At 29.8% G+C, this 19,837-nt stretch carries 17 protein-coding genes; 8 read left to right on the forward strand and 9 right to left on the reverse strand.

Going from position 1 to position 19,837, the window contains the following annotated elements; all coding sequences use genetic code 11:
- The first annotated feature begins 9 nt into the window (after positions 1-9).
- The 3 genes from ACXLDF_RS07690 (at position 10) to ACXLDF_RS07700 (ending at position 3,906) form a co-directional block, all read left to right on the forward strand.
- Positions 10-2,082 carry a vWA domain-containing protein gene (locus tag ACXLDF_RS07690; protein WP_457557924.1) on the forward strand — a complete coding sequence of 691 codons (2,073 nt, stop codon included), beginning with the start codon at positions 10-12 and terminating at the stop codon, positions 2,080-2,082.
- Positions 2,083-2,577 carry an NYN domain-containing protein gene (locus ACXLDF_RS07695; protein ID WP_457557925.1) on the forward strand — a complete coding sequence of 165 codons (495 nt, stop codon included), beginning with the start codon at positions 2,083-2,085 and terminating at the stop codon, positions 2,575-2,577.
- Positions 2,578-3,237: 660 nt separating this feature from the next.
- A complete protein-coding gene (locus tag ACXLDF_RS07700; protein WP_457557926.1) occupies positions 3,238-3,906 on the forward strand; it encodes a hypothetical protein in 669 nt (222 codons plus the stop codon).
- A gap of 20 nt (positions 3,907-3,926) precedes the next feature.
- Here ACXLDF_RS07700 and ACXLDF_RS07705 read toward each other — a convergent pair whose 3' ends face one another.
- From ACXLDF_RS07705 to ACXLDF_RS07715, 3 genes are all read right to left on the reverse strand, one after another.
- Positions 3,927-5,111: a DNA cytosine methyltransferase gene (locus tag ACXLDF_RS07705; protein WP_457557927.1), complete on the reverse strand. Its 1,185-nt coding sequence runs from the start codon at positions 5,109-5,111 to the stop codon at positions 3,927-3,929.
- A 123-nt stretch (positions 5,112-5,234) separates the two neighbouring features.
- Entirely contained in the window at positions 5,235-7,229 is a 1,995-nt protein-coding gene (locus ACXLDF_RS07710) for an ATP-binding protein (RefSeq protein ID WP_457557928.1), read from the reverse strand.
- Between the two features lies 1 nt (position 7,230).
- Positions 7,231-9,120, reverse strand: a complete 1,890-nt coding sequence (locus ACXLDF_RS07715) for a hypothetical protein (protein ID WP_457557929.1) — start codon at positions 9,118-9,120, stop codon at positions 7,231-7,233.
- 592 nt (positions 9,121-9,712) lie between these two features.
- Between ACXLDF_RS07715 and ACXLDF_RS07720 the strand changes: the two genes are divergently transcribed.
- A complete protein-coding gene (locus ACXLDF_RS07720; RefSeq protein ID WP_457557930.1) occupies positions 9,713-10,309 on the forward strand; it encodes a hypothetical protein in 597 nt (198 codons plus the stop codon).
- Positions 10,310-10,369: 60 nt separating this feature from the next.
- Positions 10,370-10,579 (forward strand): hypothetical protein, encoded by a 210-nt coding sequence (locus ACXLDF_RS07725; protein WP_457557931.1) that lies wholly within the window; start codon positions 10,370-10,372, stop codon positions 10,577-10,579.
- Between the two features lie 100 nt (positions 10,580-10,679).
- Here ACXLDF_RS07725 and ACXLDF_RS07730 read toward each other — a convergent pair whose 3' ends face one another.
- Entirely contained in the window at positions 10,680-11,261 is a 582-nt protein-coding gene (locus tag ACXLDF_RS07730) for an ATP-binding cassette domain-containing protein (RefSeq protein WP_457557932.1), read from the reverse strand.
- A gap of 368 nt (positions 11,262-11,629) precedes the next feature.
- The gene (locus ACXLDF_RS07735; RefSeq protein ID WP_457557933.1) at positions 11,630-11,779 is read right to left on the reverse strand and encodes a hypothetical protein; all 150 of its coding nucleotides are present in this window, start codon (positions 11,777-11,779) and stop codon (positions 11,630-11,632) included.
- 420 nt (positions 11,780-12,199) lie between these two features.
- Here ACXLDF_RS07735 and ACXLDF_RS07740 point away from each other — a divergent pair, with 420 nt between their 5' ends.
- The 3 genes from ACXLDF_RS07740 to ACXLDF_RS07750 all read left to right on the forward strand — a co-directional run bounded on the left by ACXLDF_RS07740 (position 12,200) and on the right by ACXLDF_RS07750 (position 14,051).
- Positions 12,200-12,493: a hypothetical protein gene (locus ACXLDF_RS07740; protein WP_457557934.1), complete on the forward strand. Its 294-nt coding sequence runs from the start codon at positions 12,200-12,202 to the stop codon at positions 12,491-12,493.
- Between the two features lie 758 nt (positions 12,494-13,251).
- The gene (locus ACXLDF_RS07745; protein WP_457557935.1) at positions 13,252-13,548 is read left to right on the forward strand and encodes a hypothetical protein; all 297 of its coding nucleotides are present in this window, start codon (positions 13,252-13,254) and stop codon (positions 13,546-13,548) included.
- Positions 13,549-13,616: 68 nt separating this feature from the next.
- On the forward strand, positions 13,617-14,051 hold the full coding sequence (locus tag ACXLDF_RS07750) for a type II toxin-antitoxin system VapC family toxin (protein ID WP_457557936.1): 435 nt from the start codon (positions 13,617-13,619) through the stop codon (positions 14,049-14,051).
- Between the two features lie 158 nt (positions 14,052-14,209).
- Here the strand turns inward: ACXLDF_RS07750 and ACXLDF_RS07755 are convergent, their stop codons facing one another.
- From ACXLDF_RS07755 to ACXLDF_RS07770, 4 genes are all read right to left on the reverse strand, one after another.
- Positions 14,210-14,650: a type II toxin-antitoxin system VapC family toxin gene (locus tag ACXLDF_RS07755; RefSeq protein WP_457558137.1), complete on the reverse strand. Its 441-nt coding sequence runs from the start codon at positions 14,648-14,650 to the stop codon at positions 14,210-14,212.
- A gap of 24 nt (positions 14,651-14,674) precedes the next feature.
- Complete coding sequence (locus ACXLDF_RS07760) at positions 14,675-15,454, reverse strand: hypothetical protein (protein ID WP_457557937.1); 780 nt, start codon at positions 15,452-15,454, stop codon at positions 14,675-14,677.
- A gap of 3 nt (positions 15,455-15,457) precedes the next feature.
- A complete protein-coding gene (locus ACXLDF_RS07765) occupies positions 15,458-16,276 on the reverse strand; it encodes a hypothetical protein (protein ID WP_457557938.1) in 819 nt (272 codons plus the stop codon).
- Between the two features lie 396 nt (positions 16,277-16,672).
- Positions 16,673-19,831 (reverse strand): hypothetical protein, encoded by a 3,159-nt coding sequence (locus ACXLDF_RS07770; protein ID WP_457557939.1) that lies wholly within the window; start codon positions 19,829-19,831, stop codon positions 16,673-16,675.
- Positions 19,832-19,837 lie beyond the last annotated feature (6 nt).

A 19,837-nucleotide genomic window follows, 5' to 3' on the forward strand; every position in this document is an offset into this window, starting at 1 on the left:
GCCTCGAAATTGCTAAGCGTAGAAAAGATTTTCCATGAATTTCAGCAAAAGTTTGAAAATTTTAGAAATTTTTTTTGGAAACCAAATAAGTTTTCAATTAGTTTCCTTCAAAATTTATCGTATTATCTCATAGAAGATTTATTCTTAAATAATGAACCGAAAGAACGGTGTACAGGTGATCCTGCATATGCTTTTTATCGTCCCATATCGATTTTTTCATCTCTTTGGAATAATCTACGTAAATGTGCATTGAATAACGAATTAAATACCGTCTATATTATCATATCACTTCTTGAAGCTTTATCTAAAGGTGAAAATGATCCTATTGGTGAAATTTGGAAAAAATATGGTGATATTGAAGGAAAAAGCAAATTATTGCATAAATCTGGCTTAGCTGCTTATATAAATCCATTTCATTCTGACTTTTTTTATATCTCAAATTCTAAAATCAGTGCAACTTTAGATTCAAAGGCGATAACATTTCAAAAATTGATAGAAACGTACTGTTCTTTCTTTATTGACGCATTTGAATTACCAAACAAATTACTTTTTACATACAAGTTAGTTTTATCAAGTTTATCCCTTGGGTTTAATCTTAAAAATTTAGATCAACATTTGAGGAAAGATCTAGTTTATCTTCTTGAAACTGTAAATAAAGAAAACCCAAAATCTGTAATATCTGAATCTTTTTTTAATTTAGAAGATTTTAAGGAAAGTATTACTAACTCAGAAATCAATCAAGAGCAATCTATCGAATTTATAGAAAAATTACAAAAATTTAAGGAATATCTTAACAAAAACTTAGAATTTATTCAGATTTTCATTCAATATTCAATTGAAAAAAAAAAATTGCCTACCGAACCACAATTGGGACAATTAATTCTACAAAAAATTACAGATATCATAAAAATCGAATTTCATAAAGGTATGAAAAATGATATTTTGATTTCAAAAGTAAAGCAGATAAAGAAATCGTTTAATGAAATTTTGAAGTTTATCTATAAAATAATAACTTCATTTTATTCTATGAGTCTCATAGAAGATAAAATTATGTTAAGAATTGAAGAGGGACTTCAAGCTATTCAAAGTTTCAATAAACTTTTTTCAGGTATGGGCTGGGATCTTAGTGAAGGAATATTGCAGAATATTGCTTTAGAAAAAGTACTTAAATACACTGAAATTATCGAGAATCACCCCGAGATCAATAAATTGGCTGAAGAAATCGGACGATTGGAGGGAATTTTGGGTACTCGAGATATTTGGGAACTTCGCCCCAATGTATCACAAGAAATTTTTTCTGTCCATCATTCAGACGAAATTTCTCGAGCTTTTGCCAGTGAACTTGTAAAATTAAAACACTCTCAACTACGTCTACTTTTTCTTAGCCGATGGTTGGATCATAAACTTATGACATATTCTGTGCGCGGAAAATATTGGAATAAGGAAAAATATTCCGAAAAAGAAAGAAGAGGGCCAATAATTGTTTGTATTGATACATCTGGTTCAATGAAAGGTACTCCTGAACGATTGGCAAAAGCAACAACTTTGGCAATCGTTAAAATAACAAAGAAAGAATTTCGGGATGTACATTTAATTCTGTTTAGTGGACCCTCACAATATAAGGAAATTCAGTTGTTAAATTCAAAATTTAATCGGAAACGAGGAAAATATTCTGCATCAAAAAAACGTGTGGATTTTTCCAAATGGCGAGAATTCAAAAAAGAATATTACACCAAAGTATTGGAATTTCTCTCTATAAGCTTCAGTGGTGGGACAGATTTTCGAACTCCCCTTCAAAAAGCAAACGAAAAGTTAAACACTTCAGAATTTAAGCGTGCAGATATTCTATTTATTAGTGATGGAATTGCTTTTGTTGATGAAATTGTAAATAAAATTACTTCTGACATTCAGGAGAAAAATGCTCGTATCTTCAGTTTAATTATTGGTGATCAGACTTCAGTTGTTAGGGAATTTGCAGATCAAATTTATTGTTTTAATCCTAAAACAATTGTGTCTTTAGCTAAACCTCGATTAAAAATTGCTAAAATGCTTAAAAAAATAACTCTAAATGGAGGTATTTAAATGCAGTTCCCAAAAAATGTGGATAAACTTGTTGTTGACGGTGCCAATATTGCGTTTTTTTCTAAAACCAAAAAAAACAAAGCAAGAATAGTAAACCTAAAAATATTAATTGATTGGTTGAATCAAATAACCGCAGAATATCCCAATCTTCAAACTGAAATTATTATTGATAACAGCCTTCAATACAAGATTGATGATCCCAAACAGTTAGAAAAAATGCTAAAAAAAGGTATTTTAAAACAAACTCCTGCGAAAATTAAAGCAGATTCCTTTATTATAGAATTAATGAGTCGTTTTGATGGGAGCATAGTTGTGATCTCTAATGATTTATTCCGAGATTATCCCATGATATCCAAAATTTCAAAAAGGCTTCAATATGGATTTATGATTCTTTTTAACCAATTCTTTCCCATGCATTTTGAATTCTCGATTAGATATTTAGAAAATTCTGTCAAATCAAATAGTAATTCTAAAGCTTTGATTGAATATTCTTAATCATTAACCATAATTCCGACAAAAACAACAAAAAATATTTAGTGGATTTCCTCAATTACATTAGAGGTTTCGATCAATAGATACAGCGGCGGAGTGCATCATTAAATTCATCTATTCCATTAGAAGTAAGCAGAATCTTATTAAAGACTCGGTTACTGACTTCATTCTTTTTAAATTTTCAAAAAATCGCATCAAATTCCTCAATTGTAGAGTCACCACCATCGCGAAATGCTCGCTTTTCAACCAAATTTGTGACAAAAATATATTCCTTATTGCCTTCATTTTGCCCTTTGAGTATTTGTGGGTGATTTAAGAACTTCAGAGCGTATTTTGCAGTGGAGTAAAAATATCAGCATGATTTCGATAAAAATTGCCAACTTTATCTTCCAAGATCATTTTTTACATCATATCCATTTAATTTCTTTGCATTTATAGATTTGGAAAATTAGTAATATTTTTCTTTATATCTGAAAATATTATCCAAATGGCCGATAGCTCTTATTGTCTCATTTAAAAACTAAAAATGTGTTCTTATTTTTCATAATTTTTTCTAAAAAGATCGCAAAGTAAAAAGATTTATGTGAATTTTACTGCTTGAAAAGATCTAAAAAATGGAAAGCAATCGAAATCCTTTTCTTTTCCAAACACCAATAGAAACCCATGCATCCGTGGGAAGATCCGTACATTCGTTCCTTTTTTACACGGAAAATCATGGAATGGGCTTCGCTACACCTAAGAGACTTTCCATGGCGCTCGAATCGGGATTCTTATCGCGTTTTTTTGTCCGAATTTCTCCTGCAGCGCACAAGAGCTTCTCAAGTTGATACTGTTTATTCTCGATTTATTTCAAAGTTTCCGACAGAAGAAGCATTTAAATCGGCTTCTCATGAACAATTCAAAAGCCTCTTACAAGAGTTGGGATTGAGAAAACGTGTTGATTTTTTAGTTAAGATTCAAAATAAGTTAAAAAACTTAAATCAATCTTTTGAATCGATTCAACCCGCAGATCTTTCTAGTTGGCCGGGTGTGGGAAACTACATTGTATCGGCATTCCGCTGTTTTGCACGGGGAGAACGAATTGCTTTGGTGGATGTGAATGTTATTCGAGTTATTGTCCGATTTTTTAAATTCAAATCTTCAAAAAGCCGCGCTCGTGATGATGCGGTTATCTGGGAATTTGCAGGAGAATTGCTACCAGAAAATGATTGTGATATCTATAATTATGCTCTGATTGATTTTGGGTCTATGGTGTGCAAGCGGAGGCATCCTAAATGCAATTTTTGTTTGCTTAAGAAAAACTGCAGTGAATACAGAAAAATTAAAAAATAAAAATGCTTAAAGAATAAGGATTAGTACCAGTGTTTTTTAATTTCTGCAGCAAAAAACTCCGAAACTAGCGGAGGCACAGCATTGGCGACATGCTGCTCTTGGACGCTTTTAGGTCCTAGAAATACGAAGTTATCTGGAAAGGATTGAATCCGAGCCGCTTCACGCACGGTTAGGAGGCGATTTTCTGCGGGATGAATGATCATATTCTTACGGAAATTGGTAATGGTAATCGAAGGTCGGTTCCACTGCAAACGACGATAGATAGAGCTGTGACAGTTATCCACATTGTGATAATTATCCAGCATATGCCGAATACTTCGCCAGTTTTCACCCGGTTGGATTTGAGTAAAACGATCGATAACATAAGTTTGATTACGTGTGGCTGTATTGTTTGCAACTTGATTATGATGGTGATTTTTCCTCATTAATTTCTGGTATTCGGAAAGCTGGCTGAAATTCTTAATTTGATAGGGTAAAACATCCTTTTTATTTCCATTTGACACTTTTGGTAGATCTAAAATAGCTTCTTTCAAGGTTGTAGGCTTCGTCTTCTTATTGGGCAATGTAATTTTATCTAAATCTCGACCTTCACTTTTAATAGTGCCCAGAATTAAATATCGGTGCCGCATCTGTGGGATACCGAAATTCAAACAGTCAATTTCAAATTCACGGAAATCGTAGTTCAGATTTTTTAAATCTCCCAAAAATTTCTCCAGATATTTTAAGCTGCCGCCCGCCTTAATTCCGACAACATTTTCCATTAAAAAAAAGGTTGGCTTTAAATTCTTCAAACTTGACAAAAAATAGAAGATTAGATTTCTTTTTTCCCTTTTTGAATGTTCTCCATGACGATTCGCAAATGAAAACCCCTGACACGGAGGCCCCCCGATTAAAATATCGATAGATTGATTCCTTAAAGGAATTTTATGCTGCTGGAATAGGTCTAAAACAGATTTTTTAGTTAAATCTTCACAGATTGTGCTGTATTTCGTATGAAAGTGTTTGGAATAGGTTTTAAGAGCGTAAGGATCAAAATCAACTGCTGTAAGTATATTAAATCCTTGAGTGTGGAAGCCGTATGAAAGACCTCCAACTCCTGAAAAAATATCAATTATCTGGATATCTTCATCTATGGAGACGGCGGGTAGAAGACCTTCAGTTGATTTTTCTTCAGGAAGACCTTGTATCGTTTCGATGGATGCCATTGTTTACCACTTTTTACCACAGTTGATATTCTAAATAAGATCCAACAGATTCTGAATTTTCTGAAAAAATTAAATAAAATTTCAGGAAACTATATTCTTTAAATATAAGCATATCACTCAATATTAGGGTTTTGTAGGGAATCTTTTACGAATATCTATAAAGAAATTTATAAGACGTTCGTTTGCATTTTCGCTTTTTATTGATAAGGGAACACCTTCAATTGCTAAACCTTCATGACTTACAAGAAGCCAGTTCCCTTTATCGTATTTGAAAGTTTCATTCAATTCTTCATCTGAAAAGGAGAAAGCTTCTTTAATACGATCTCTATCTGATTTTCTCGGCAGTTTACTTACAAAGTATGTATGAAGTTGGCCTAAAATGGTTGTATCAAGATAGGTCACCCGTTGGGTTGCCAGTCCGATCCCCAATCCAAATTTTCGACCGCGCCTGGCGTACTGTTCGACTAATTGTTTTGAAAGCGCGATACTCTCATCTTTTCCTTCGGATTGTGGAATAAAACTGTCTGCTTCATCAAAAATAAGTGAAGTTATTGGGCTGATCTTTCCTTCTTCTTTTCTATGCTCGTAAATTTCTAAACCAATTTCATTGAGGAACTGTCTTAACTTTGTGTCTCGATTGGCAGAAAAGATATAAAGCGATGATTTCAACTTTTCATCTGTATCGTTAATTATTTGTTCTTTGCTTATAACGAATTCACCATAATTTGAATAATTAACGATTTGCTCTCGTTTTATAATAGAAATCAATTGTTGTCGATATTGGTTCCAGCTGTCTTTTTCAAAATCTTTAGGTAAGGTAAAAGATGTTGATATATTAGAACTCTTTAATGATGGTGCCAATCTCCCGTTAATTGTGGACTGCCTGCCCGAATGAGTTGTACCGCTCGTATTCTGTTTGCCTCTTTGTCTTGAAGAAGCTTTGGAGTGAAAAGGAGGATTTTCTAAAATGGGGATTATTTTTTTTCGGATCTCTTCAGTTATTTGAGCATTTAAGTTAATTTTTCTATTAATTAGCAATTTTTCCAATTCTGAATATAGAAGGAATTTTTTTTGAATTTTTGTGGGCACGGAGGCCATTTTATTAGTAAACCACTCTTTGACTGTTTCTACATTTCCAAGAACTTTTACTTTTTTACTCAAATACATCGCTTTGATCATTTTCTTAATATCTTCTGCATATTGATCATGTAATTTAATATCTCTGGGTAAAACCATCTGTTGATAAATTTGTTCGGCGATATGATCCGACCATTTTGTAGGGTTGGAAAAATATTCTCGCTCTTCTCGGCTTAAATCTTTATGATCAATATACACATAATTACAGTTGAGGTTTTCTTTAAAGAATAAATCCAAAAGAAGGCCGAGATATTCATCCATGAGATCGAAAAACAGGATTTTATGACAGTGTTCCTTTTTCTCAAAGATTTTTGCTATGAACGTGCTCATTAAATTGCTCTTTCCAACGCCGGTGAAACCGAAAATTCCGAAATGAGTCTTTAACGCCTTTTCAATGTCAATTAAAATTTGTATATTTTTGTTTTCCTTCAGTGTTCCTATTGATACAATTTCAGGTGTATGTATGGAGAAATTTTTGTTTATAATTATCTGCACTGCTTCAGGACTTAGAACTTTAGCTTCTTCACCGTAAATGGGTATATTGCTTTCGAGAATTACTTCAAAATCATTAATTGTTTTAAGATTATCATGATAAATAAATTCATAATTTGTTGAAACTGCAGTAACCACAATTTTCGAAAGATCTTCATCCGATCTGTAGACTTGATCTGTAAATGAATCTCGAATGCTACGGGCAGCTTCTTCTGAAAAAGCTGGATATCCTTTTTGAAGATTTTCCAACATTGCATAATGTTTGGGCATTTTCTTAACGATTTTTAAGATGCTGTAGTGAATATAATCTGCTTTCTCACCTATGGTAAAATTTTTGATTGCTAAAAACGATCCCACGTTAATTTGATTGTATAATTTTTGGCAGTAATCAAACCAGACTTCATATACCATTGAGCCGTCTGGCAAATCTTGAATCTGCATTAAACGACCGTAGGCATTATTTGCTAATTTTTTAAATGGATTAAACATGTTATCTTCCTCCACCATCTTGACGTAATCTGCGTAGAGTTTTAATAAGTGGGTTTTTTTTTAATGTATATTGCGATGAACGGATAATAGGCATTATTTTTTCGCCTAAGGTTTTAGCTCCCCAATCAGCCTTATGTAGGGGGTCGGGATATCCTATTACTTCAGGAAAAAGATTTTTAGTAAGTATATTCAGCAGAAACATAATTATTTCCTGTACAGAGTTGTTTTTTGAATTATCCTCAAAGAAAAACACTTCCATTCCGCTGGGCAGTCCCAATGAAACAGTTTCAATTCCTTTGTCGAATTTTGGGAGCAGCAAACGATCAATAAAAATGACGTGTCCGGCTACTGGAATTAATTTAGAACGATTGAGATAAAATTGTGCAAGTGACCGCATAAATATTTTTTCTGGGTAGTAAATGTTATGATGTTCTCCAGAACCATAAATAACAGGAGGGTTTTTCAAGCTATGTTGACAGGAATTTCGCAGTGTAATAACTGCTGAATCCATTTCTAACGTACACCAAGGGCTATCAATATTTGGTTTACAATATGCAATTCCTTCAAGTAACAAGCGATCTGTCCAAGGTAACTTGTCCAAACTATCATCGAACCTGTATTTTTCAAAGTCATTTCCACAATCGTAATCTCGAAAAACTTCAAAATAGTTTTTACTGAAGTATGCAGTGGATGAATCCTTAGCAATTCCAATTAAAAAGATTGAATGTTCCCAACACGCTTCAATTAATTTTCGATAAGCCACAGCTATGAAGAAACGGATATCATCTGGAGTAAACCAGTGCTTCTGCAACTCTCCATTTTTTACTGTGGTATAGACCATACCTGAATTTATTTCGGATTCTTTTTTTTCAAACAGGGATTGACAGACAGATTCAAACAGTTGGGAAGTCCTTTCCCAAGAATTAAAATATTTCGGGTTTATTTTTAACAGATTTGCGGATTCTTCCACCAACAATAGAGGATCTGATGGAATTTCATTAATATATTTCTTTATCCGCCATTTAATTCGGGTAATCCTATCAGTTTCATTTAAATGTTCCCAATTGGGGATCTTTTTTAATAACTCATTGAATGAGATGGAACCTTTTGGAGAATTCGTTAAAATTTTTATAAGGTAATTTGCTAAATTAAAATTTTTCGGAGGTGGGATCCCTAAATCATTATTATACGGATGAGAATAGGCAATTTTTACATCATTTTCATTAAGAGTAATTCCAAAAAGATCTTTATTAAGGATCTTTAATGCATTCTTCGAAGATTTTCTTCCAATTCCTTGGGCGTTGAAGGAGGAGCTAATAGATTGGTCAAGCAGTATTATATTCGGTCTTAAATCTGTTCTTATCAAAGAATACGCCAAGTATAATTCAGCTAATCTCATTAAATCCAGATGAATGTTTATAAAATCAATCTTGTGGGAATCATTTTCTCCCATTTCATCATCCGAGAGAAAATTGGAGAGATCGGCATATGGAACGGGAAGATAAGAAACAACACTTTTATCCTCCTTAATACTCCATTTTTCATATTTTACTGAATGGTTTTCTGTATTTAAATCAATATTTCCCCGTACCGCATAAGCGCATGAGAAGAAAACGATGTAGGGATCCAGTTTTTCTTTAAAACAAGTTCCGTCTATTGCCACAAATTTTATTTGTTCTGAGATTTTACGGAGTTTGTCCACAATTCGCAGGTATTTTGGGGAATCTGCATCGTTCAAACTGCTGAAATCAATCAATTTATTATTGAGAAAATCATCAAAAAACTTCAATGCGTTATCCATTCGCAAATTATACTCATCTTCATATAACTTTTTAGCGTGTTCTAATGAAGATTTATAGCCTGAAAGAATTTTTGAAATTTTGCTTGGCATTGCAGAAACCTTTGATTTTCAAATAATAAATGGAACCTTGGGCTATATAACTATTTTCTTTTTTCTCAATTTTCAACTTCACGGGAATTTATTAACAACATGTATGCTGATCCTTAGTTTCTTAAGAGGTGCTTAAATTCTTAATTTTGCTTTTTGTGAGTAAATAGGAAATAAGATTACTAAGTAAAGAATAATCTTATAAATGTCGAATTACCTTTTCAGAGAGGAAAGGAGAGCGTGCAGAAACCACGTTTTTATCTTGTTTTAGTTTTTCATGATGTTTAAGATATTTTTTAAAAATTTCTCAGCAGAAACTACTTTAATCAGGAACATTTTCTGTATCAAATTATCAGCACTTACGAGATCATCTCTTTTATTAAAACCATTTGAGGTAAAAATGAGCGCTTCTGGAAGTTTCATGTAGAATTGCGATTGTTTCTTTGCTCCCATTTTGGAGAGGTTCAATGAAATTAGCTGAATTTTAAATTTTAAACAATTACTATGATCATCTCATCATTTTTAACCAAGATCAATCAAAATAAAATCATAAAATATTCATGAAATTATTACACTGTCAATCTCATAGAATTATATGGAAGAAAGGGATAAAAATAAAGATATGCTTGATCGTAAACTTTATAAAATTATCATTGATGCTTTGAACAGAGAATGTTTTATCAAATATCCAGAAAGTTTTTCAAATCGAATTATTGTTCAAAAAACATTGTATCTTCTTACTCATGGAAGAACTACCCCTAAACTTACTTTACCGTATAAATGGAATTTTTATTTACGAGGACCGTATAGTTCAGAAATTGCTCAAATGTTATATTATATGAATGATTTTTCAATGATTTTAAAGGAAGATGAACCTCAATATGTATTGAATGTATTGAATGAAGAAGAAATTAAAGCAATTGAGCATTTTAAGGAATTTAAAGAATTTGTTGAAAAGTTTAAAAAAACGAATAAAACCAATAAAACAAATAGTAATGTAGATTCAGAGATCAATGATGAAGAATTATATGAAATGTTCGCTACAATTGTATATATCTCTGACCAAGTTGGAAATAATTTATCAATGATCAAGCAAAAATTCAATGAATTTAAACCAGAATTGAAAAGTAAAATTAATGATGAGGAATTTAAAATAATTCTAAATAAACTCTCTGAGTTTGGATATATATAGAAATATTATATTATTGTCTATTGCTATTGAAAAAATTGATGCAAATAATCAATCATTAAGATGAGGACATTAACTGGGTTAAATGCTGAAAAATATATATTGGATCCAATTCATAAAGAAATTCCATTAACCCAATTAGAGCTTGATGTTATTTCAACACCTATATTTCAAAGATTACGAAATATTACACAACTAGGATTAACATCCTTTGTCTATCCTCTGGTGCAACTCATAATAGATTTCAGCATTGTCTTGGAACTTTACATGTGATGGATAAGCTTCTATATTCGCTTGAATTATAATTGGAATTTTGTAGAATATATGTAATATTTTTTCTTCTGTATTCTCGAAACTTTGATTCGTTTCAATTTTAAACGTTTTCTCCAAAAAATGTGATTTTTCCAGAAGATACAGTTAGAATTCCTGCGAAAATATTCATTAAAGTTGTTTTTCCACATCCAAAAGGTCCCATTTTTAGAGAAACTTCTCCTAAATGAAATTTTACACTCAAACCGCTCAATGTTAAAATATCTAGTTTTAAATCTTTATAGATAAAATACAGATTTTCCAATATTATTTGATTATTCTTTGAAAAATTGGGTGATTGTTCACTTTTTGATAGTTCCATTATAGTTCTCTCTCTATCGTTAATTCTATCTCCTAATTGGATTGGAATTGCATTCTTTTTTTTTTTTTGAAGAAAAAAAGTGACAAATAAGGTGACTATTAAAAATAGCAGGCTGATTATTCCTTGATATAAAAATGATAATTTACTGTAATAAAATATTGGTGAAATCGCTTGAATTAACGTTTCGGGTAAAATTGATTTTCCTTTCATTAAATCAAATTGAAATTTAGCAATAAAGACCCCAAGAAATCTTGTCAAATTTGTCAATAATACCGGAATTGAAAAAACACGAATGAAATACCATGCAATTTCTAATGATGACATTCCATATAAATGCATTTTTTCAATATTTAAATGATTCTTATAAAAGAATAAGATCATTATGAAAACGACCCAAAAAAAGGCAATTGAACTGATTACATAAGCTTATTTTAAAAAAATTCGAATAGATGAATGAAAGGATGAAAATTCTAAAGCATGGGATTCCATATTTTGTTCAATTAAAGAAAAATCATTTATTAAAATATGGCGAATCGTTTAGTTTGAGATTATTTCTGCGAATTTATATGGTGTTAATTCAAATTTGAAGTTTTGTATAATATATTTCTGTGAAATAAATGTAGAACTATTTATTAAACTGGATAACACTCCAGTAATAGGTGCAAATAGATGAATATTATTATAAATAGAAATTAAACAGGAACTATCGTAAATGAACCACAGATTTTTACTAGTTTATATTCTGTTCTTGATGTTTTAAAACCAACGACTTGACCAATTAAAAGTCCATTTTCAGATAACCAATCTTTATTTACCAAAATTTCATTGTCAGAGAAATTCATTGATCTTTGGTCATATTAATGAATGGAGAAAATTAACTTAATTATTGATTGATGAAGCTTGCAATCAGTTAAACCATGAATTATGGATTGAAATAAACCGACATCGCAGGAAAATGATTATTCAAAGCATTTTAATGGAGAAATCCCTTGAAAAGAATGTCTAATACTAAAAGGTGATCATGTTCAGAAACATCGCAAAAACAGTTTATCAATGAAATTTGAACAATCAGATGATTAAGATGATTACATCGCAAATTATAGGAAAATTGCAAATTCAAAAATTTATTGATTCTGTACTGAATCAATTTTCATGTACTCGAACTACAATTGAAGAAAAAATTTGTTTGAAAAAAAGTAGTTGATTTTTTACACAAATTTCAAAAGAAAATTTTTATATGTTAATTATTAATTTTATAATCTATGGAAATAACTCATATTGTTATTATTTCAGAAGAAGGTACTAATTTGGATACAGATTCTTTTACAAAACATGTTATTACAGAATTAAGTAATGAAGGTTATACAATTACTTCAAATACGATTTTTAAAAAAACAACATTAGCAGATCTATTTTATTATGAAGATCGCATATTACTTTTTCGTTTAAGTAATGACTGGATTCTAACATTTAATGAACGCACACCTTCAGGTGGTGATTGGAAGGTTAGAAGTTATCCGAAATATTATGTCAAAATTGCCTATCGTATTATCTGATAGAATCGCTTAAAGTAATTTTGCAGTGTAGAAAAGAAAATTTAAAGAATAAATCAAAAAACATAAATGCAATTAATTTTACTTATATAATCGATATACAATTTAAGATAAATAACAACAATTCTATTTTTAAAACAATATTCTTTAACCTTTAGATAATATAAATTTTGTTAGGGAATAACACCACGACTTTTACATTTTTATTTGAGTCTGCGTTTTCAAGAACTCAAACTCAAGTGATATTGTCCTATTTCGATCATTTTTCTTTGATTTATGCCACATTTTGATATATTTTTATCAAATTGTGATTCAACTAAATTGAAATTGGGATGGATTAGGGGTTTTGGGGTAATTGATGCAAGATTTTTGATATTTAATCAATATTTCGAATGTTGCTAGAACCTCTTATATTATATAATAAAATTACATATTTTTACTTCAACCATCCCTCATAAAAAATAGCACTTCCAGAAAATCTTCAGCATTGAATTTTTTGTCAATAAACCGAGGGAGATGAAATTATTTCAAAAATAAAATCGCGAAATTCTTTAGTTTAGGAATCCAATATTTTATTGGGCACTGTTTTTCTGCGGCATGGATGTGAATATCCATTCCGCTTGTTGAAATGACTTTCATTATTTCTAAGAATAATGGGCTCCTTGTAAGGTTTATGGAAAAACAGAGGTAATTTCATTGTTTACTAAAAACATATTTAAAGAACATATTTTTATATTAATGGTTACTAATATTTTATAGAAATGTCTGTAGTTAAAATATACAATAAGGAGCGTTTAGATCGGTTGGTTGCCAAATTAACACTCCGATTGGGGCGAAAACCTACCCAGCAAGAAGTTGTTGATCTCTGCATAGAATTGGGCGAAAATAACTTTGAAACTCTCATTAGTAAACTGCATCCTATTCCTATATTTAATGAAGAAAAATTAAAAAAGATACAACATATCAGCAAGGAGCTTATGGATGTTCCTTGGGATCTTGAAACCGAAAAGCAGAAAGAACTTTTAAACGACGAAGATATTGATATTTATTCCGTTTAATATTCATTAATTATAAAATTAATGTAATATATTAAACTATTCCAAACAATAAATGGAGTGAAACAAAAGTGGCAATATTTTTAGATACTGGGTTTTATTTAGGATTGATTCATTCTAAGGATCCAAATTTTAAGCGCGCCCAGGAACTTTTAATTGAAATACAGAAAGGAAAACTGGGTCAAATTTATTCATCAATGTTAATTATGGCCGAAACAGCTACACTTGTGGCAGTGCGAACTCATAAAAACCCAAGAGCGATGGAAAAAATTAGAAGTTTGTTTACTGGTGATCTTCAAATTGCAACGATACAACCAATAACCGAAACTATAGAAAAGAAAACATGGGATATTTTTCTAAAAGCAAATTCTGGTGAGGATTCTTCAAAAAAAAAAATTCTGAGTTATATCGATAGTTCCAACATTGCTCTCTGTAAAGAACATGGGATTAAATATATATTAGCATTTGACGGCGATTTTAAAGGTTGGTTGGAAGTAATTTCTTAAATTAAAAAAATACTCCAAATGCAAATTCCAGTATTGATAAAATTTCAGAAAACCAAGGTAAACTATTGTCATTCCCAGAATTTTATTGAATAATAATTGAGTTTGGTCAAAAATCTTACTGAAAATTGCAAAATCTAAATTATTTTAATATATTACCATTAGTCTTCAAAATCGATCGGATAAGAATCTAATGGAGTAATTCCTTTAATTAATTTAAAATCACTATCGAAAGTTATAAGATAATCACATTTCATTAATTTATATAAAATTGCTGTTGTTGCATCCACATATCCTACAGGGTCGAATTTTTTATAAATTTCAATAGCCTTTTTAGATATAGGTTCCTCATCATAATACATGTCGATTTTTTCATTATTAATTATTGTATTGATGATTTCTTTTTTTTTGTAATTAATTTTACGAGTAATAAAGTTTGCAATTTCAGCAAGAATTAAATTCGAGATTAAAATTCGATATTTTTTTTGTTTTTCTATCCATTGCAATATTTTTTTTCCTTTTTGGTAATTTTTATCTCTGCGATCAAATGCAGAGATCCAGACTCCTGAATCGATAATTATTTTTTTAGATGTGATATTTATTCCACCTAAATCTGAAAACTTTCTTTAATTATTCGCGATATCGATTAAATCTAATAAAGTAACATTATTTGTTTTCTGTGATGTAAATCGTTTTGGTTTATAATTAATAATTTCTTCAATAATAGAATCAATTTCAATTATTTTAATCATTTCTTTTTCTTCATTTTTGACTATCCCTTTTTTAATCCCATTGTTTTTGATCTGATTGAAATCTCTTAAAAATAATGTAGATTCTGTAAATTTAGATGCATCACTTGAAAAATCTAAAATTTGGTTATGGATATTCGAAAAATCAAGGTTATTTTCAAAGTTAATTGGAAGATACTCTTCGTTTTTTAATATATTTAATTTGAGACTTTCAATTTCTTCCAATATTTCCTCTTTTTGGCAAAAATCCTCTTGATGAATGATTGAATCTTCTTTTTCAACAATGTCATCTTTATTGATATTTACAAATGAAAAATCCCTATCTTCAATTTTTGAAGATTTTATAACATCTTGCATAGCAAGATAAAAGCGAACCTTTTTATTAAGTATGATTTGAGATTCCCGTCTTTCTATTTTCTTTTTTGGTGTTCTTGATTTCTGTAGTCTCCATTTTAATAATTCTCTTTCTGGGATAACTCTAGGCAAATTGTATCGACAGATTTCATTTTTAATTTGATTGATTAGTTCTTTCTCAAACAAGGTTTCCATCTGCTCTATTGATATATCAGGATGCTGATTTTTGAGGTATTGAAAACTTTCTATAATAACACCAGTAGGGTTTAATCCATTATTTTGATTTGTAGATGTTATTGCCATAAATTATCCCTCACTATGATTTAAATCTTCATCGATCGCTTTTTTTGCGAGGTGTTGGATTTTTTCTTTTATTTCGAGAGGTAATTCTACTTCTCTTTCGATTTTATTTAGTTTTTGTACAGGTTCAATTAATCGAATAAACATAAATCTCCATTCTTTACATAACTCAAATAATAGTTTAATAGAATGTTTAATATAATCTTGTTCATCTTTCTTTATGTAATCTTCCAAGTTTTTCTTAATTTGAATTTGATAAATCTCCCATTTTTCATGCCAACCTTTATTTTGTGTGTCGTTAATTATAAGAATTCTATAATATTCATAGATCTTAGCTGTATATATCAATATAAATTTTAACAGTAATTCTTTCAAAGAGAAATCATGTAATTTGATAAATCTTTCAAGTTCATTTAAAAATCCAATAAAAATATTATTGATTGAATGAATAAAGTTATTTTCATCTAATTCAGAAATAAGGAAATTTATTAAATATTTAATAGAATATTGAGTGAAGTTAAGATTATTTTTATAATGAGTACTTTCTTCTTTAGTGATAAAAAATTCATTAACATTTCTTGTGAGTTCGAAATAATTTGATAAAATAAAATTTATATCATGATTATTTTCAATTTGATTTAAATAAGTGTCAATTTGTTTTGAAAATTCAGTTTTATTTTCTGGATTAATTATTCGGTTGAAATCAAAAGCGAGTTGTTTTAAAAAGCAACCAAGTAATGCGAATTTTTCAGAATTTACGATAACAGAATTGGATATAATTCGATTGGCTATTATATTGCAATAATCTAGTTTTTTGTTTCTCAAATAATTATGATATATTATTATTTCTTGTTTTAAAATTTGGATAAAATCTTCCATTATTGATCTTAGTCCGTAATTTTCTTTGTGTTATCTAAGTAACTAAATATATGCTTATAAAAAAATTTGTTTATTTATTTTAAATATTGAGATATACACCATTTTAGTTTATATTTCTTTTCTTTCTTCATTTTCTGAGAAAAAAATTAAAGAAGCTTTGTGATAATATGTAGATTTATGCTCTATTATGCTTTTTGGGAGATTATTTTGTGCTAAATTCAATGATTTTGATAATTTACGGGGTAATTCAAATTCTATAAACCACTTTACTTAAATGCTGAGTTTATTTGATTTTTAGTGGGGATAGACACTTTTTTCTCTTAGTAAGGAATTCAATTAAGATTATAGGATTATTTTATCCGGGAGATTAATGTATCGATAATTTGCTAATCGTGAAGGGCGGGGCTCAGGAATATAATAACCTAAAGATTCCGAATAACCTGGTTCGAGGTCATTAGAAGAAATTTTAAAGTAATCACTTATTATATACTGTTCTTTAAATTTTTCGATCTGAGATATAAGCGTTTCATATTCCTTGAAGATTTCAGGCCTGAACTCCTGGATTTTTTCCAGAATCGCATCTTTTTTCACTCTATCCATGGGGATTTTCATCAGAAAATAGTCTAACAAAAATAAATATTCATCTTTGTGTTGGAGGGGATTGGTTGCTAGCAAGATATCTAAAATCCACGGAAATTGGTAGATCTTCCAGTGATTTTTACATTTCCCTAAGTTATATGTTGGATATATATCGATGGTTTCAAATACCAGGTCGTTCCACATTTTGAAGATTATAGTTTCTTGAAGTTCGAGATTGTTGAATTTTTGTGCGTATTGAAGTTGAAGGCCATAAATCGGAATACAATAATGATATTGGGCCATAAGTGGTGTGATAAACTGAGAAAACTGTAAATTATTCCCTCCAATAAGAGAAAGTAGTGAAATAATCCATGATGGATATTGATAGATGAATCCTGATTTGTAGAGTCGAAATGTATTAAGTTGCTGAAGAAGTTGTTGCACTTCTTCTTTCTGTGTTTCTAAAATATTAATTTTATATAGAAAAATGTTACTGAATGGAACATTTTCAAAAATAGAATGGAGAAGTTTAATTGATTCATAGATAAAAAGGAGAAATTCTTTAAAAACCGCAACATCATTCAAAAATTTTTTCATACATTTTAAATGTTCGAGATCCTTGGAATTGGATTTGTTTTGAAGGGGAGAACCACAAAAATACTTAATTATGGTGATTTTTTCTATAAATTTGGGATCATCAAAAGCTGAATCAATAGCCTCTTTATTTATGTATATATTTTCCATCAGAATTAATTGAAGAACTTTTGCCATAGAAGAATGGGGAATCATAAAATAGGGATGAATTTGATTCGTCTTAGCTTGATGATAAATACGATGAATTTCGGGTTTAAGTTGCATTAGTAAACATTCAGGATATAGCGATCTGCTTTCAAAAGAGAAACATAAACCGATTAAATCAAGGATAAGGGCTTTCTTTTTTTGGTTTTGAACATAGAAATAAATTGCAAGTAAATTGATAAACCAATTTAAATCCAGTGATTCTTGGTGGTTGCTTGAATTTACAAGATCCAGCAAAAACTTATCAAAGGCTTTAAATGCTTGAGTAAAAAGGGTCCTTTTTTCGGTTTCTAACTCATTTTTTGCTGGGTTTACGATATATTTTAAGATTCCCGTCAATAAAGACAATTTTTGCTTAAGCGGGACAATATTACAGTCTTTATTGAAGAATTTGATAATCTGTTCATTAAGAAAATCACGTTCAATTTGTTCTGTGGATAAATGTAATGCTTCGAATGATAACAAGAGTAAAGTGGTGTTTTTCGTATTTTGTATTTCTTCCTTATATTTTTTGGTTTCAAATGCAGTTCCGCGGAAAAGTAAAAAAAGTTTGATCAGATAGGTTTCGTCTTTACTGATTAAATTCCTTTGACTCTCATGACAAGTTTTTAAAAATTGCTTATAATCATTTAATTTCTCGATTTCTGCATATGGGTAGGTAGTTTGATGATGACCTTCCCAAAATTCTTCAAAAATTCGGATACTTTGCATAATCAAGTGCCTTAAAGAAGTTCCTTCGAATAATTTAAATTTTTTCTGTTTTGCAACTAATTTTTTAACGTTTCGAAAGAATATATTCCATAGCGGATGAAGAGATTTAAAATTCAAAGTATTACTTTTCTTTCCCTTAATACGGGTAATTAAATTAATCTTTGTCAGTAGAAAGAGATAAAATAGTACTTTTTTTGCATTTCTAAAATGGAAATCAATTCTTCCTTTAAGTTTTTGGGAAATCAATATTTCGTATTCGTATGGATGTCTATTCTTATATTGATCTCCAAATAGCTTAGTTTCCATATGATTTTTCGCTTCATCCAAATTATTCAAACATTTATCAGTTGATCCAGGCTTTTGAATGAGTCGATAAATACTTTTTTCGATAAAATTAATATAAAGATGGAGTTCGGGTTCATTATTGATAATATTTTCGAGCTTTTCAAAAAAAGATTCAGGAGTTACAAAAATCCAATCTGCAAAATTACCGGAATTATTATGTAAATTGAATTGGAGCTTTTGAAAAAACTGCGATTTCAAAAAAAAGAAAAATGGAAAAGGGCAATCACGTGCAATTCGTTTGATGTGGTTTGAGATCTCTTCAGATTTTTGTAGAAAACAATTTTTATATTCTATCAATGCCACATCTTCAAATAAGTTTAGGGTAACTTGATCTTCAATTAGTATTTGGGATTTTAAAATAGAATCAAGTAAAATTTCAATATTTTTATCTAAAGCAGAATATTTTTCACCGCTTGTCAATAAATATCTCTTTTCTTTTAATGCAAGTGGGGCTTCCAAGTTGGCATTCTGCTTTAGGAAAATCAACAAAAAACCTTCAGATACCATCTTATTCTGAAAATTTGATATTAAATCGTTTGGAACACCTTTTAAAAAGTTGTTATCTTGATATTTTTTAATAAAATTCGGGAATTGGTCTGATTTTTCATGAAAAACAAATAAATATATTAAGAATTTAATGAATTCTCCAATATTCTCCTTTTTAATGATATTAAAAAGTTGAACGTGATTAAGGAAGGATTTTTTAAAATTAGGACCACTAAAGGGGTTTCGAGTTAATGTGCTAATTTCTCTATATATCGGATTTTGAAGGAAATCATTCAACAAGTATATCTCATTAAGATTGAATTTATTGTTATCATTGAAATGTTCGTTTTCATCGAAATATTTTAATCTATAGAAAAGACGTTTATCAGATTCGTATTTTTCTATAACTTCTTCATCAATTAATTCAGTCAAATTTTTCCTTAGAGTATTTCGACTATAACTGAGCACTTTTTTTTTTACATCTTGTTCAATTCCTGTCAGATTTTTAACTCCTTGCTTGAGTGAATTCTTGATCGCAGATTTATAAACAAGTGAAGTTGTGGTTTTTCTTTTATAATTCATGACAGT

It is taken from the genome of Candidatus Harpocratesius sp. (genome assembly GCF_054039255.1).